Source organism: Vibrio alfacsensis, from assembly GCF_019670485.1.
Taxonomy (GTDB): Bacteria; Pseudomonadota; Gammaproteobacteria; order Enterobacterales; family Vibrionaceae; genus Vibrio; species Vibrio alfacsensis.
In genome coordinates, this window is sequence record NZ_AP024166.1 from 389,117 (window position 1) to 405,211 (window position 16,095).

General features: G+C 45.6%; 13 protein-coding genes. 7 read left to right on the top strand and 6 right to left on the bottom strand.

The window, feature by feature from the left end:
• Positions 1-7: 7 nt before the first annotated feature.
• The 3 genes from VA249_RS16370 to moeA form a co-directional block, all read right to left on the bottom strand.
• Positions 8-2,113, bottom strand: coding sequence for an LruC domain-containing protein (locus VA249_RS16370; protein WP_221071666.1), 2,106 nt, complete (start codon positions 2,111-2,113; stop codon positions 8-10).
• A gap of 279 nt (positions 2,114-2,392) precedes the next feature.
• Positions 2,393-3,145, bottom strand: a complete 753-nt coding sequence (gene moeB / locus VA249_RS16375; RefSeq protein WP_221071670.1) for a molybdopterin-synthase adenylyltransferase MoeB — start codon at positions 3,143-3,145, stop codon at positions 2,393-2,395.
• Positions 3,146-3,154: 9 nt separating this feature from the next.
• The gene (gene moeA, locus VA249_RS16380; RefSeq protein ID WP_221071672.1) at positions 3,155-4,390 is read right to left on the bottom strand and encodes a molybdopterin molybdotransferase MoeA; all 1,236 of its coding nucleotides are present in this window, start codon (positions 4,388-4,390) and stop codon (positions 3,155-3,157) included.
• Positions 4,391-4,679: 289 nt separating this feature from the next.
• Here moeA and folE point away from each other — a divergent pair, with 289 nt between their 5' ends.
• Both folE and VA249_RS16390 read left to right on the top strand, forming a co-directional pair.
• Positions 4,680-5,333 (top strand): GTP cyclohydrolase I FolE, encoded by a 654-nt coding sequence (folE, locus tag VA249_RS16385; protein WP_221071674.1) that lies wholly within the window; start codon positions 4,680-4,682, stop codon positions 5,331-5,333.
• A gap of 273 nt (positions 5,334-5,606) precedes the next feature.
• Positions 5,607-6,848, top strand: a complete 1,242-nt coding sequence (locus tag VA249_RS16390; protein ID WP_221071676.1) for an NRAMP family divalent metal transporter — start codon at positions 5,607-5,609, stop codon at positions 6,846-6,848.
• 204 nt (positions 6,849-7,052) lie between these two features.
• On the opposite strand, the gene VA249_RS16395 is transcribed toward VA249_RS16390, so the two are convergent.
• Positions 7,053-8,018: a TDT family transporter gene (locus VA249_RS16395; protein WP_221071679.1), complete on the bottom strand. Its 966-nt coding sequence runs from the start codon at positions 8,016-8,018 to the stop codon at positions 7,053-7,055.
• A 219-nt stretch (positions 8,019-8,237) separates the two neighbouring features.
• Positions 8,238-9,647: a H(+)/Cl(-) exchange transporter ClcA gene (gene clcA / locus VA249_RS16400; protein ID WP_221071680.1), complete on the bottom strand. Its 1,410-nt coding sequence runs from the start codon at positions 9,645-9,647 to the stop codon at positions 8,238-8,240.
• Positions 9,648-10,236: 589 nt separating this feature from the next.
• On the opposite strand from clcA, the gene VA249_RS16405 reads away from it, so the two are divergent.
• Positions 10,237-10,857, top strand: coding sequence for a hypothetical protein (locus tag VA249_RS16405; protein WP_225927144.1), 621 nt, complete (start codon positions 10,237-10,239; stop codon positions 10,855-10,857).
• Here the strand turns inward: VA249_RS16405 and VA249_RS16410 are convergent.
• Positions 10,844-11,251: a helix-turn-helix domain-containing protein gene (locus VA249_RS16410; protein ID WP_221071682.1), complete on the bottom strand. Its 408-nt coding sequence runs from the start codon at positions 11,249-11,251 to the stop codon at positions 10,844-10,846. The genes VA249_RS16405 and VA249_RS16410 overlap by 14 nt on opposite strands.
• Before the next feature lie 95 nt (positions 11,252-11,346).
• On the opposite strand from VA249_RS16410, the gene VA249_RS16415 reads away from it, so the two are divergent.
• The 4 genes from VA249_RS16415 (at position 11,347) to VA249_RS16430 (ending at position 15,762) form a co-directional block, all read left to right on the top strand.
• Positions 11,347-12,255, top strand: a complete 909-nt coding sequence (locus tag VA249_RS16415; RefSeq protein WP_221071684.1) for an aldo/keto reductase — start codon at positions 11,347-11,349, stop codon at positions 12,253-12,255.
• Positions 12,256-12,533: 278 nt separating this feature from the next.
• Positions 12,534-13,538 carry a response regulator gene (locus tag VA249_RS16420; RefSeq protein WP_221071691.1) on the top strand — a complete coding sequence of 335 codons (1,005 nt, stop codon included), beginning with the start codon at positions 12,534-12,536 and terminating at the stop codon, positions 13,536-13,538.
• A complete protein-coding gene (locus VA249_RS16425) occupies positions 13,538-13,981 on the top strand; it encodes a PAS domain-containing protein (RefSeq protein WP_221071692.1) in 444 nt (147 codons plus the stop codon). The genes VA249_RS16420 and VA249_RS16425 overlap by 1 nt, the downstream gene beginning before the upstream one ends.
• A gap of 257 nt (positions 13,982-14,238) precedes the next feature.
• A complete protein-coding gene (locus tag VA249_RS16430) occupies positions 14,239-15,762 on the top strand; it encodes an NAD(P)H-hydrate dehydratase (RefSeq protein ID WP_221071693.1) in 1,524 nt (507 codons plus the stop codon).
• Positions 15,763-16,095 lie beyond the last annotated feature (333 nt).

Consider the following 16,095-nt stretch of genomic DNA (forward strand, 5'->3'; position numbering starts at 1 on the left):
TAGCTCCTTAAGGAATGTAGCATTTATTCGGGGTCGGATTTGTGTGCCAACCAGTGCCTTGCTGACCTGCTGATTCTGCCCAAATTCGGAAATCGGGGTAGGCATCAATGAGGTCGACTCGCTCTAGAGGCCAATCCCACGCTTCGACGATGAGAAGTGCCCAAGGGAGGTTGGTTGCTGTTTTAAAATAGATGCCCTGAGCAGGATTACTCGCATCGACGCCAACGCCGTATAAATTCTGGCCATCAAATTGCTCGGTAGGCGCTTGATCTGCGAGATGAACCTCCCATTTTCGGCCCGGCTGAAAAGTGATGCCATCGCCATGGTAGGTACCGGGTGTTGCGAAGATGAAAGGGTCGTAGGGCATCGCCTGAATAGCGGAGCGATCAGAGTCTTCTGTGAAGTAGACATTCAATGTAAAAGACAACGCGACATTATCATCACAGCCTGACTCCGTTCTAAAGTAACTGCAGCTGCTCGACGCATGAGCACTTAAGTCTTCACTGATAATAAAAATGGCTTCGTCTGATATGCTTTCTAATCCGTTGGAATCTTGTTCAATTCCATTAAAAGACAAGGTGGTCAGGCCGTTCTCAATGGCGCTTCTGGCTACTCCCGGTAGGCGAATGGCAAAACCGTTTTTGTAGCTTGCGCCATAAGCTGCGAGATCTCCGGTGATTCGAATATTCTCGGTATGGCCTGAGAGTTGGGTTTCTGTGATCTGGAATTTTACTACTACGTCATTCATGTCGTAGTCTGCGGTGTATGGCCAATTATCTTCGTAAGCCACGGTGGCGTAATCTTCAGCGCTCGGGAAGTATTGGACCGAATAACCGTTACCTGTGATCGTTATTGGATGATCCTCTACCTCACCAGATGTTGACCCTCCGTCATAATTCAAGCCAGTTTGTTGGCTAAAACGAAAACGACTCCAGCTCGGCCCTTGTGTTGCGGCGCTAGAAACAATAAACGGGAGTGGGTTGCTTCCAGAATTAAGAGGCTCATCGGTAAACACTTGCTCACCGTCATCATCAAAGTCGCCATCTCGGTTCCAGTCGAACCATGCTGACAAATAGCCAGAGGTTGAAGCCGTGACGTTAATTATCGAGCTTAAGCCAGGGTCCAGTGCGGAGACAAAACCGATACCATCTTCATCGGCGGTCCCGATAGCGTTGTCATTTGCTTGTCCGTCAGAATCACCATCGGGAGCGACCGTTCCTAGCCACGTGATACCATCGACCTCATGACGTGGGCCGTTTGAACTCAGTGTTGTGCTGTAGCTGTCAGGCGCATCGCCAAAGTCAATGGGATCATCTTCGTCGATGACAGGCGCATTTGCACAACGCGCACCATCATTTTGGCTCGAACTTGGACCGTTAGAAACAAACTCCACCGCAGGAACAATACCCTCGGCAATATTCACCGCGTTGTTCTCCGATAGATCTATTCGATAGATCTTACCGTCTTGGTTACGGGATACGTAGTAGTTACCATTTACATCAAAGTAACCTGCGCCAAAAGTACCTGTTTCCCCTGTATCTCCAATCGCGGTGGCATTCCCGGTTGCTGGGTCGAACCTATATAGAACACCGGAATTGTTGTCGATGCCATAGAGCGACCCGTCTCCGGGATGAAAAGCAAAATCGGTCAGATTAACATTTGCGCTGCTGCTGATTTTTGTCATCGACAGTGCGGCAGTTGGGTTGGCGTCTAGCGGAGAAAGGTCAATAGAAAACAGGCCTTTGCCTTTGCGATAAAGGTAATACACGTGATTGTATACGTCACCGACATAGAACGTGTGATCACTTGGCAAGCCAGACACATTCAATGTTTCTGCCTGAAAATCTTTCCCTAATCGCACGATTTTCTTATTTGATGTGTCATAGCCGTAGATATAGCGGTCTTCAAAATCAAAACCTACGCCATTGATGCCCGAAGCCAAACCAGTATCGTCTTCTAATAGGGTCGTTGAACCCGTTACCAAGTTGACGCCATAAATTTGCACTGGGGTTGATTGAAATAGGTATGCCTTGCTTGGACATGTATCGAATGGCGCTGCATTAACATTCATGCTCGCGATCATAAGCCCAAAGGTGAGTGATGTCCTTTTCATTGTTCGCCCTCTTATTGGTTTGAACAATATGCAATGAAAGGAATGTGCCAGTTATTTATTTGTTGATTTTTAAGCGGTTAATTTATTGTCAAAGTGTTTTTTTGAATTTGAAAGTCAAATTGAGAAAAGGCTCGGTGATTGAAAAATCCCTGCATCGAACTGACCCCCAATAGTTGGACGCCAATTATTGGGGGGCACTTCATGCCGCTGGTTGGGATTTTTTAAACCAATCGTAGTAACGTCGATGTTACGTGACGATGTAATGTACGGTGCTAAAAATCACTGACTGCACACCGGACAATTTGGTAATTTCATCAGATTCATTTCTCGCCAAGACATACTCAAGGCATCCAAAATCAGAATTTTGCCTGTCTTTGGTTGACCGTAATTGGCAATTACCTTGATGGTTTCCATCGCTTGTACCGCTCCGACAATACCGACGACGGGAGCCATGACGCCCGCTTCCACACAACTTAGTGCACCGTCGCCAAATAGGGCACTCAAGCATTGGTAACACGGTTGGGTTGGGTCATCATACGTGAACACACTCACTTGGCCCTCCATACGAATGGCTGCGCCGGAGATTAACGGCGTTTTCGTCGCAAAGCACAAACGGTTAAGCTGATTGCGAGTGTCGACATTATCAGAGGCATCGACCACAATTGTATGCTGCTCGATCAAGTCTTGCAGCTCGGTGTCATCCAGACGTTTTGCAACGGTTTCTACCGTGATGTGCGGGTTAAGCTCGCGCAACGCCTCGGCAGCAGACTCGACTTTCTTACGGCCAATATCCGCATCGTGATGCAGTACTTGGCGCTGTAAGTTAGATAGCTCCACCACATCATCGTCAATCAGCGTCATCGTGCCAATACCAGCGGTTGCCAAATATTGACTAGAGGCGCAACCCAAACCGCCTGCTCCTAACATGAGCACTGAAGCCTGCTTAAGGGCTTCTTGTCCCTCAAAATCGAATTGACGCAGGATAATTTGGCGGTTGTAACGCAGCATTTCCTGATCGGAAAGAATATCCACGATGAATTCCTAATAAAGGGTAGAGTTGAACAGCTGAATTTGAACGGTTTCGCCAACTTCAACTCGGCCACGTTCACGTTCTAATACAACAAAGCAGTTTGCCAAGCTCATTGAACGGAATGCGCCGGAGCTCTGATTGCCTGTTGTCTCAACAACAAACTTACCGTCTTCAAGTGTGTAGATACCGCGTTGATAGTCGGTACGACCAGGCGCTTTTTTAAACGCAGTTTTCGTCGTCGCGGGAATGGATTCAGGCGCTTTCCACTCGGTATGACCCGCAAGTTTCGCCAGCATCGGCTGAACCAGTACGTACATGGTGAGTACGGCTGAAACAGGGTTACCTGGTAGACCACAGAACCAAGCGGTACTCAGTTTACCGAAAGCAAAAGGTTTACCTGGTTTGATCGCCAATTTCCAGAAGCCAATTTCACCAAGTTCTTCAAGAATGTCTTTGGTATAGTCTGCTTCACCTACGCTAACGCCACCAGACGTCACGACAACATCTGCCAGTGTTTGTGCTTTTTCAAATGTTGCTTTTAGTGTTTCTGGGCAATCTGGGATGATACCTAGATCGACGGCTTCACAACCGAAGTTTTCAATCAGTGGCTTAATGCCGTAACGGTTGCTGTCGTAGATTTGGCCATCTTCTAATGTGTCACCTAACGGTTTCAGTTCATCGCCAGTCGAGAAGAACGCCACTTTTGGTTTGCGAACTACAATGACGTGACTTACACCCAATGAGGCAATCATTGGAATATCACGAGGGGTTAAACGTGCGCCTTGTGCGAGAACAATGTCACCCTGTTTGATGTCATCACCGGTTGGGCGAATGTTGTTCTGTGGTTTTACGTTAGTTTCATTGAACTGAATGCCTGCATCGGTCACTTCCGTGTTTTCTTGCATGATGACGGCATCACAACCCTCAGGGATTTTTGCGCCAGTCATGATGCGAACACATGTGCCTTGTGGCCAGTCACCATCAAACGGTTGGCCCGCAAAAGATTTACCCGCTAAAGGTAGGACAGAAGACGACTCAAGATCTTGAATGCGAACGGCGTAGCCATCCATTGCCGAGTTGTCGAATGGCGGTACATGAATTGGAGACAGAACGTCTTCCGCCAGTACAAACCCGAGTGCATCAGCAAGTGGAAGAGACAGCGTAGTCTGGATAGGTTTGATTCGCGATAGCATTTTGTCCATCGCATCTTCAATTGGCATTAAGCCAGGTGCGTCGCAGCAGCCCATTGAGAAAATCCTGTGTTCTTTTGTTTTGTGGCAACTTTACCATAAAAAGGGGGGGGAGTAAGAATTCCCACCAATAAAATATGGGTGTAATTGTTCAAGAATCCGAGTATCCTTGTCAGCCATCCGAAAGGGGTAAATCACCTGCGGAACTCAACAAAATCAGCTCAGTAGCCTCCTGTTATGCACCTTAATTGTTAGACACGAAACTGAGCAGCGTAAAGCTAATCGCAGAATGAAATTTGAAGTGAATTTAAGAGCGTTTAGTAGAAGTAATAAAAGAGGAAGTGGAATGTCGGATCTTAGCGAGTCAGCAAAGTTAGTAAAAGAAGCGCTAGAGCAACGTGGTTTGGAAACACCAATGTGCCCAAATAACGTCAGCAGAGAAGAGAAGAAAGAAAAGATCGAATACCACATGCGTGAAATTTTGGGACTTCTTCAACTGGACCTGACCGACGATAGCTTAGAAGAAACGCCCCATCGTATTGCAAAAATGTACGTTGATGAAATCTTCTCTGGTCTTGATTACGCGAACTTCCCTAAAATCACCGTTATCGAGAACAAGATGAATGTGAGCGAAATGGTTCGCGTGAAAGACATCACGGTGACCAGTACGTGTGAGCATCACCTTGTTACCATCGATGGTAAAGCGGCGGTCGCTTATATTCCACGCGGTAAAATTATTGGCCTTTCGAAGATTAATCGTATTGTTCGTTTCTTTGCACAGCGCCCACAAGTGCAAGAGCGCATGACGCAGCAAATCCTAGTTGCTCTGCAAGCCTTGCTTGAGTCGGATGATGTGGCAGTCACTATAGATGCTACTCACTACTGTGTTAAATCTCGCGGCGTGATGGACGCGACGAGCGAAACTACCACTACAGCACTTGGTGGCATTTTTAAAACCAACCCGGCAACACGCGCTGAGTTTCTTCACGGTTTACGCTAAGTAATCGAGCAAGTTTCTAAGAGGATGGCAAATGCCATCCTTTTTTGTATCTACCTGAAAGTTATGGGTAAGATGGATTTGAAACGACAAAAATAATTTATCGAACTCTGTGTTGACAGTTACAGTATATCTCTTTAATATCCGCGCCCAGCAAACGGTTGCGAGGTGTTAAACCTTTCTGTTTGCACAATGTAACTCCTCAAGTTCAGCTGATCTCGGTCAGTTGTCTTTCTTTTTTATATTAATAGAAAGACAACAAAATTGAGACTTGGCATGACCACACAAACTACCATCAACACGTCTATTCCCGCTTCTAACCAAGCAGCAGAAACCAGCTGGCAAAAGAAAGCTATCCTTAGCGTTGCATTCTTGATGGCGACCACCTCTGTTGGTCCGGGCTTTTTAACCCAAACTGCGGTTTTTACCAACATCTATAAAATTGACATGGCATTCCCAGTATTTGCTTCCATGTTCATCACTTTCGGTATTGTGATGAATTTATGGCGCATTGTTGGTGTATCAGGAATGCGTATTCAAGATATCGCAAACAAAGTTGCACCAGGGCTTGGTTATGTGGTGGGCACGTTGCTTGCGCTTGGCGCGGTGGCGTTTAACTTTGGTAACGTCAGTGGATCAGCATTAGGCCTTAACGTTCTAACCGGTGTGGATACTACGTGGGGTGCATTGTTCACAGGTGTCATCGGTTGTTTGTTGTTTGTGGTGCATAACGCGTCTAAACGCATGGACCAAATGGCACGTTACCTTGGTTTGTTCATGATCATCTTGATTGCTTATGTTGCAATGACGAGTTTGCCTCCTATGGGTGAAACCATGAGCGCGGCCGTGATGCCAACAAACATTGACAGCTTGTTGCTACCAACATTGACCATTGTCGGTGGTGCGGTAGGGGGTTACTACACAGGTGCACAGCGCTTAGTTGATATTGGCCTGCAAGGTAAAGAAAACGTACCAGCAATTAAAACTGCAGCGTGGGCTGGGATCTCAATCGCGGTCGTGATTCGAATCTTACTTTTCTTGGCGGTATTTGGTGTTATTGCAACAGGCGCAACGCTCGATTCTTCTAACCCTGCTGCGGATGCATTCCGTCAAGGTGCAGGTGATGTAGGTTACTTTATCTTTGGCTTAGTGCTGTTCGTGGCATCGATTACTTCTGTAGTCGGTAACTCATATATGGCCATTTCTCTGATTAAAACTTTGTTCCCTGTTGTCGCGCGCAACGAAAAAGCATGGTGTGTGGGTTTTATCATCATCACCTCACTTGGTACCGTAACCATGAACATGCCGATTCTGCTTCTGATGCTCGCTGGCCTTGTTAACAGTATTATCTTGCCAATCGTATTAGGTATGGTGCTGGTGGCGACCCGTCGAAAAGACATTGTTGGTGATTACAAACACCCAATGTATCTCACGCTAACGGGTGCAGCAATCGTGATTGTAATGGCAGCATCAAGCATGACGAACATCAGTAACTTTATGGCGAAGTTTATTGGTTAATATTTTGAGGCTTGAGGCTTGAGGCTGAGACTTGAGACTTGAGACTTGAGACTTAGAACGAATAACTGACACTCTCGCTATCTCAAGGTGCTTGGTTTATCTAGCAACCACCTAGATATAGTGAAAATAGAAACAACGGCCTTGAATTGTGAACAGTTCAAGGCCGTTTTCTTTTGTTTTGTGTTAATCGTTTTGCTTATTTGACTAACTCTGTTTTGAAGGGGCTCTTATTACTTCAGGCCAGTACATTCTGAAGTAACCAATCGATACCCAAATCACCAAAACGGTTGCGATGCTCAATTCGAGAAAACCAAAATCATGTAACCAATGCCAATTTTGGTGTGACTCAGCGAAGAATGCAGTCAGCCGATGCATGGCAATAGCACTGATGACGGATGGAAACGTCACCGCTGCAATGGATGGTTGAAACTTCAATCGCATCAAGCGGAAATAGCACAGGTAGATAAGCAAGGTCATCGTGATCGCGATTCCCGCAAGCGCACCGGTTAGAATAGGATCTGGCTCGCTAAAGTTAACTAAGTAAGCGGCAAGAGAAAGATTCACTGGTGCGGCCATAATGGCTAACGTCGGTCTTGCTCGGCGTGGTAATGACCCAAAGAACACTAATCGATACAGCACCAACGGCAGCATGAAAAAGTAAATCCCTATACACATCATCGCTAAGGTTTCAGAGAATACATTGTGACCAAACTGTGAGCCTGCCAGAGAGGAACTGATAAGCCCAACGGGATATAAGAACCAACTCGGTACTATGTTTGACATCTTGAAGTTCATTAGCTGGAAGCCAAAAAACAGTACCATCATGGAAAAGTGAAGCAGTACCGCCATAAACCACAGTGGGTACGCAATAAGTGGCGTCACGGCTGCGAGGTAATCACACAGTACGAGTAACGCCATGCTCATAGGCGCCATCAAACTCCCGCTTAGAGGATGCTTAATATCGGCCATGAATAGGCGTGGATTGGTGGCGTATTTGATCAGTACAGGAGCAAGTAGCAGTGCGCCAAATGCGGCAAGGAATGGCCTTACTGGCTCGCCAATCGCTGGCACATATAAAGCCCATGCTTGACCAAGCCCTATAATGCCAAGTGCCAATGCAGCTTGCGAGGGCGGGATACTGTGAAACTGAACTAATCTTCTCCAGTTCAAAACAACTCCAGATTGGACGAAATACTCTAATTTAGGGCGCGAATACTAGCAAGTTTAGCTATTTGAGGCCTTTCATTATTACAACTAAATATCGGAGGATGGGAATTTTGTGATTTTGGTAAAGTGTTTTTGTCGATAGATGTAACAAAGCAGCAGTACGAACTCAAAATTGCCCCCCTTAGCGACGGACAATTTGGAATCCATACTGCAATAAATCGGTTAAGAAGCCTGATTCTCAGGCAGGTCTTGTTGGCGTAGTTTGTCGTTTTTAAGCGTGCGGTGCAGCAGTTGACTGTAAATTGGCTGTCCACCGAGCATTTGGGCTACGATTACTGCACCTAGGCTGGTCACGATTAGCGGTAGGATTAAGTAGTAATTATTGGTCATCTCAATGACAAGCAAGATACCCGTAATAGGAGCACGAACCGTAGCCGCGAAAAGTGCGCCCATACCAGCAATAGCAAAGACACCCGGTTCGATAGACAGTGATGGCAATAATGTATCCGCGCTGATGCCAAAGGCATATCCGAAAAGCGTACCCAAAGCGAGCATTGGGGCAAAAATACCACCAGGCGCACCAGAACCAAAACAGAGTAGGGTAGTAATCACTCGGCCCACAAACAGCAGTACCAAAATAGAAACAGAGTAATTGCCGTTTGTGATATCAGGGATGAGAGTGATACCCCCGCCAGTGAGTTGTGGAACGTAAAGCAATAGCAAACCAAACACACCACCGAGAGTTGCCCCTGTCATCAAGTAGCGTTTTCGATCATTTTTGTGCAGGGCAACAAAGCTATCTTGTGCCACCGTAATCAGCTTATTGAATACCACGCCAAACACGCCAAAAAGCGCACCCAACAATAAAAACAACCATAGAGATTGAAGTTCAGGCGATTGGTATTGCGGCATGGTAATCACCGCATCTTGACCATTGATGGCCCGAAAGACAATGTTTGCCATGATCGCAGAGATGATAACGGCACGGATAGAGATCAATGAATAGCGAAATTGAGGGCGCATTTCCTCAACCACAAACATAATTCCTGCTAACGGAGCATTAAATGCCGCAGCCAAACCACCGGCCGCCCCTGATGCCAAAAGTGAGTGACGAGTGTCATCATCTTTGATACGGAAGATATCTGTCACCATACGGCCGACGGCACCGCCCATCTGCACGGTGGGACCTTCACGACCTAGCACCATACCTGAGCCTAGGGCCCCCATGCCGCCGAAGAATTTAACAGGGATGACGCGCCACCAACGAACTGGACGAATGTTATCCATTGCCCCTTCAATTTCTGGGATACCAGAACCAGAGGCTTCTGGAGCAAAGCGGTGTACTAAGTAGTAGCCAATAAAGGCTAACAGAGCACTGATGAGAATGGCGGCAAGCCAGAGCGGAAGTACGTTACCGATTTCACTTTTAAGCCACTCTGTACGAGTTTCGGAGACAAAATGGACGGCAATCTCAAAATAGGTACCAACGAGACCTGCTAATGTACCAACAATCGCCGCCATAATCAGGACGGAAAATGACGTTGGCGTCGACCCTCGAGAGACAAACTGGTTAATCGCATCTTTTGGGACGTGCGCTAACACAGATTTCACAATTCTCTCGCGTTTGGTCATTAACAGATTCTCCTGTAAATAAAAAATGAAAGGGACGAAAGAAAGTATACGCTTGGAAGAGTCTAGACCTAATCAATAAAGATGCAATTTAGCTTTCCACTATTGAACGGTTCAGGCCTTGGCTTGCGAATTATTGATAAATATTGTGCTATTGATCTCATATATTGCCAATTTATTTATTAGTTGAACTTGTTTTCTGAGCAAAATGAACCATGCTTTAAGTGTAAAGCAACATGACTGCTCAAAGGAGGGATGTGAGGTTTTACACACAATTTGGATGGATTCAAACCCTACAGAAATTCCTCGTTATTTGTTTGGGATGCATCTATAGACACCCCAATTCGCATACTCACGATTGAGTTACGAGGCAGAGGCGCACGGCAATGTGCGCCTTTTTAATGCTTCGCAAAAATGGTCCGTTATCACAAATTGGATTAGGAAACTTGATTCTCTCTTGACCAGCCATAAAGATAATAGCGCCATTAACCAGATCATAACCTCCTTTGTATTTGCCTGAGTTCCTCTTCTGTTTGAGTGTTGCTTTTGGTAAATGGAGGATGTTATCTCATTCAATAAGAACAACTGCATCATGCGTTTTCGTCACCTTTCTTTTATTCTTTGCTTTCTGCTGTCGTTTTTCCCCCATAAGATTTTTGCCCAAGGTACGATCTTTTCCCAAGGTACAGTGGTTTCCGAAAGTACAGTGGCTTCCCAAGGTAACTGGTGGCTTTCTGTTCTATCTGATTCGTCGATTGAACAGGTTAAACAAACGTTCGAACAGGATGGTGCGTGGTATGAATGCGATGCGGAGCTAGATGGTGATACCTATTGTTTAGATGCGTTTAGTTATTATCACCAAACATGGTATGGAGAGATGAGTATGCGCGAACACGAGGTACAACTCTCTTTTATGATGGCGTATCAAGCTCAAAACTTAAGTGATGCCATTCTTAATTTAAGAAAAGATGGATTTGTGATCAGCCATGTAAAGATCGCCGATGAACGATTTGATGTCATCTCATCGCTGAAAGAAAAAACGCCAGAAATGGTTGATAAAGCACTGATCATGTTCATCAATCGGTATTCTCAAAACGAGCCTCGAACCATTAACTGGGTGCTCGCGAGCGAATTCGATTCAGTCAAACCTAGGCTTAACGTCGTACTTCGGAGTGATGGCGAGCTGATACATTTGGACGTTATTCGTTTTTAGTTGCGTTGTGAAACGAAAGAAACGTAGCCATAGCGGACTCATCTAAGAATCCATCTGGTTTCTTGTGAGTTCTTAGGTATTGGTAACCAGCAATAAGCTTACGGTGTTTGACCTCTTCTTCTCGTGAAATCGAGCTATTCATTACATGTTGAAAAGCGAGTTTATACGCTTCCATATCCACGACTTCTGCTTGACGATACAGATACCCACAACCTGTGGCTAACCATTCTAATGAGCAATTCGCACGCATCGCGATTTGGTTGGCTTTGGTTAAGCTTGGTTCACTGCCTTTTAAGTATTTTCGGATCAACGCTTCAGAGACGTCGACTCGACGCGCAAATCCGCTGATGCTTTCTTGTCCAATTAACGTGACTAAACGTTCCGCAAACGACATATTTCGTACTCCAGTTCGAATTGCGAAAGTTTACCCGTTGAGAGCGCCTCAAAACAAGACTAGGATGAAAGCAGATTAAGAAAAGGAGAAGACCCATGGTTGCAAAAATCGTAACTGCACCGAATGGCCCAGAATTTTCTGAGCTGGTTCAAGGATATTGGCGTGCAGTTGACTGGGGCATGACCGCGCAAGAGCGTTTGTCGTTCCTCAAGCAACATATTGAGTTAGGCATAACGACGGTTGATCACGCGGATATCTACGGAAACTATGAATGCGAAACGTTGTTTGGCGAAGCTTTAGCATTAGACAAAAGCGTTCGTGAGCAAATTCAGATTGTCACCAAGTGTGACATTAACTTGTGTGGTGATAAGACATCAGAGCGTAAGATCAACCACTACGATACGAGTGCTGCGCATATTTACCAATCAGTGAACAACTCGCTTGAACGTTTAAATGTCAGCGAAATTGATGTACTTCTGATTCACCGTCCAGACGTGTTGATGGAGGCTGATGAAGTTGCTGAAGCATTTTCTGAGCTGCATAAAGTCGGTAAAGTGAAGCACTTTGGTGTATCCAACTTTACACCGCGTCAATTTGAGTTGTTGCAATCGCGATTGGGCAAACCATTGGTGACCAATCAAGTGGAAATCAACCCGCTGAACTTCGATGTGGCCCATGACGGTACGCTTGATCAAATGCAGATGTTGCGAACTCGCCCAATGGCATGGTCTTGTTTAGGTGGTGGCTCCATTTTCTCAGGTGCGACAGAACAAGCGGTTCGTGTTCGCAATGAGTTAGAAGCGATTCGTGAAGAAATTGGTGCCGATAGCATTGACCAAGTCATTTACGCTTGGGTACGTCGTTTGCCATCGAAGCCTATCCCAATTATTGGTTCGGGTAAAATAGAGCGTGTTCACGCCGCTGTTAGAGCACTGGATTTTGAACTGACACGCGAGCAATGGTATCGCGTTTGGGTCGCATCAAAAGGTCATGGTGTGCCATAGATAGCAGGGAACACGCATAACCGAAATCACTGAGGCGCCCTTTGAGTTACTATATAATAACGCGGGCGCTTCGTTTTTTGATGCCTTTTTAATCACAATGGTTCTGAGTCACTAAATCGGACTAAATAGAGCCCCCCATCTTCTGAACTCATTCACTCACTTATTTAAATCTCGTATGCTGCACCTAACAAAAATAAATACTGCAGTTTATTGGTGCTATATACGGTAACACTCTGTTAAACTGCCACTAATTCTTATGGTTAGACAAAGGTGGTTGGATGTCTTTTCCTGTTCTTATTTGTGATGATTCAGCCTTAGCTCGTAAGCAGATGGCGAGATCACTACCCGCAACGCTGAATGCTGACGTTACATTTGCTGTTCATGGTAAAAATGCGCTTGAACAGTTAGTGGAAAAAGAGTTTAAGCTGATGTTTCTTGATCTCACTATGCCAGAAATGGATGGTTTTGAGACGTTAGAAAACATGCAACGCATGGGGCTAAAAACGCCAGTTGTGGTTGTTTCAGGGGATATTCAGCCAAAAGCCAAAGAACGAGTATTTGCGCTTGGAGCAAAAGCATTTATTCAAAAACCTATCGCGCAAGATGAGCTTAAGTCTGCGTTAAGAGAGCTCATTGAGCCAGGGCAACGGCCGCAAATGGTCACGCCAACCACCATTGAATTACCGATATTACGTCGACGCGATATTTATATGGAGGTGGCAAACATTGCCATTGGCCGAGCGGCTGACGCACTCGCTAGACACTTCGATGTATTTGTCCATTTGCCACTACCCAACGTCAATATTTTTGAAGTGAGTGAGCTTCATATGGCATTACGTGACCTAGCATCGAATGACAACGTATCGGGTGTTTGCCAAGGCTTCTGTGGTGAGGGCATAGCAGGTGAAGCGTTGGTGATCTTGAGTGACTCTAGCGTGTCTGACTTGAAAAAACTGATGAAAGTGCCCGCTGACAGTGAGCAGTTAGAAGAATTAGAGCTGTTGATGGACATCTCGAATATCTTGGTGGGTTCATTCTTAAATGGGTTAGGGGAACAAGCTGAAGTGCGTTTCTTCCAGAGTCCCCCCGTCTTACTTGGTCAGCATATCTCGATAGATTCCATTATTGATTCTACCACCGGTGCATTCAGCCGAACTATGACATTTGAAGTGAGTTACAACATTGACGGTACGTCCATTCGCTGTGATTTGCTGTTTATGTTTGTGGATGAGTCTTTACCGTTACTCGATAACAAATTGTCATACCTTATGGAGGATTTCTAATGTTGAATCTGCCAGCAGAATTTGAACAATTTCACTGGATGGTCGACATGGTGCAAAATGTTGACATGGGGCTGGTGGTGATTGATAAAGATTACAACGTCCAAGTGTGGAATGGTTTTATGACGCACCACAGTGGTCTGCAATCTCATGAAGCGATTGGCCGATCGCTCTTTGATATATTTCCAGAGATCCCGCAAGAGTGGTTTAAATTAAAAACCAAGCCTGTTTACGATCTGGGGTGTCGCAGCTTCATCACCTGGCGTCAGAGACCGTATTTGTTCCGTTGCCGAAATGTGCGTCCGGTGACCCAACAAGCCGAGTTTATGTACCAAAACATTACGCTAAACCCAATGCGAACACCGACAGGAAAAATTAATTCACTGTTTTTGTCTATTCAAGATGCAACGTCTGAAGCGTTGATGTCGCAAGCCAACATGCTTTAGCTCAGGTTAATACCACAGCTTGGGTTAATACCATAACTTAGTTTAATGCCACAGTTTAGGTTAATGACATAGCTTAGACTTATGCCCTAGTTTAGGTGATGGTGTTTTAAGCGCTAATTTTGACAAAACCAATCGCATCAATCCTCCCAAGTGACTTGAAATGCTTGGGAGAATCATCCCTTTCTTAAACAATAGTCAAGCATCGCCTTGGCTATTTTCTATACTTGTTCTATGTCTTTCAAATGTAGAACACCTCAATGGATTTTAATCTCGCTCTCAAACTTTACACTGCAGAACAAGTCAAAAACGGGGAATCTGCTGCTGCAAAAATGGCGGGCGTCTCTATGTACAGCCTAATGCAGCGTGCGGGCATGGCCGTTTATGAGCGTTTTCTCAACTTGTATCCTCGTGCTCGCAGCATTCTGGTTGTGTGTGGTACCGGCAACAATGGCGGTGATGGTTACGTATTTGCCACGTTGGCGAAGCAAGCTCAGTTGAACGTAAAACTGTTCCAATTGGGAGATGCAGCAAAGCTCACTGGTGATGCTTTAACGGCATACAAAGATTGGCAGACAGTTGATGGGCAAATCAGCAGTTGGGATGATTGGCATACCGCACTTCTAGAAGCCGATGTCATTATCGATGCCATATTTGGTACAGGTTTAAATGGCGAGGTACGCTCAGATATTTGCCGTTACATCGAACAGATCAATCAGATACATTGTCCGGTTATCGCGATTGATATCCCATCGGGCCTTCATGCCAATACGGGTTCGGTATTAGGTGATGCCATTCAAGCGGATCACACGGTTACATTCATTGGCGTAAAACAAGGGCTCTGTACTGGTCAGGCAAGACATTATGTCGGGGAGCTTCACTTTTGTGGGTTGGGCGTGCATGTTGAGTTTGGATCGATTGAACAAGAAAGCGCGCTAGGCATTGATCATCAAACCATTAAGCGATTGTTACCCAAGCAAAAAGAGACGGCGCATAAAGGGGACAATGGCAAGCTACTTTGTGTTGGTGGGAACCGGGGGATGTCGGGCTCGATTCGCCTGTGTGCCTCCGCCGCGACTCGGTGTGGTGCAGGGCTGACGGCGGCTATCACTCACAAGAACTCTCTCTTATCTTTGCAAACCGCTTGCCCAGAAGTCATGAGTGATAGTCTCGATCTCGAAGAACTGTACCAATCAGACAATGTCTTTACTCGGCGAATTCGATGGACTGATGCGCTAATTTTTGGTCCAGGCTTTGGAAACGATGATTGGGCATTTAAAAGCTACAAAGTACTTTCTCAGCAGTATAAACCAAAGGTTGTGGATGCTGATGGGCTCAATATTCTCGCAACGTTGAGCTATCAAGGGGAAACCGACTTTGTGCAAGACGATCAACGCATAATCACGCCACACCCTGGAGAGGCTGCTCGCCTTTTGGGAGTGACAACCAAAGAGATTGAAAGAGATAGGTATGCTGCAGCAAGACAACTTCACGAACGCTACGGCGGCGTTGTTGTGCTTAAAGGTGCGGGTACGCTGATTTATGATGGATCGCGTATGTATGTTTGCTTGGCAGGGAACCCAGGAATGGCGAGTGGAGGCATGGGGGATGTTTTGTGTGGGGTGATAGGGGCATTGCTTGCAAAAGGTATCCCGATTGCGTTGGCCGCTCGTTTAGGGGTCGTGATCCACAGTCATGCTGCCGATCTCAATACCCAAGAATTTGGCCAGCAAGGGTTATTAGCGAGTGATGTCGTCGCCACTTTGCGAAAGGCCATGCACTAAACATGTCGAGATAGTGATTTGTTTCTTTCGTTTGGCGTGTGCTTCATTAGTTTCGTTAGTGAAAATGTGACGTTTATCACTAAATTGTTTCGGTGATTTATCATGGAAATATCGCTGTTTTTAATGCGTTTGTTTATTTTTTGCTCATTAATGAGGTGTGAAACGCTATTAGACTGCCATATTGACGCAAAGGTTTGCGCAATGGATTAACTGGATAGGTTTGATAACTTGTTGAATTATAGAGTGAAGATTAAAGCGAAGAGGAAATGCGCTGATTTTTGATATGCACTTTACAAGATGGTATCACAAAAAAAAATCAAATATCAGACTTGT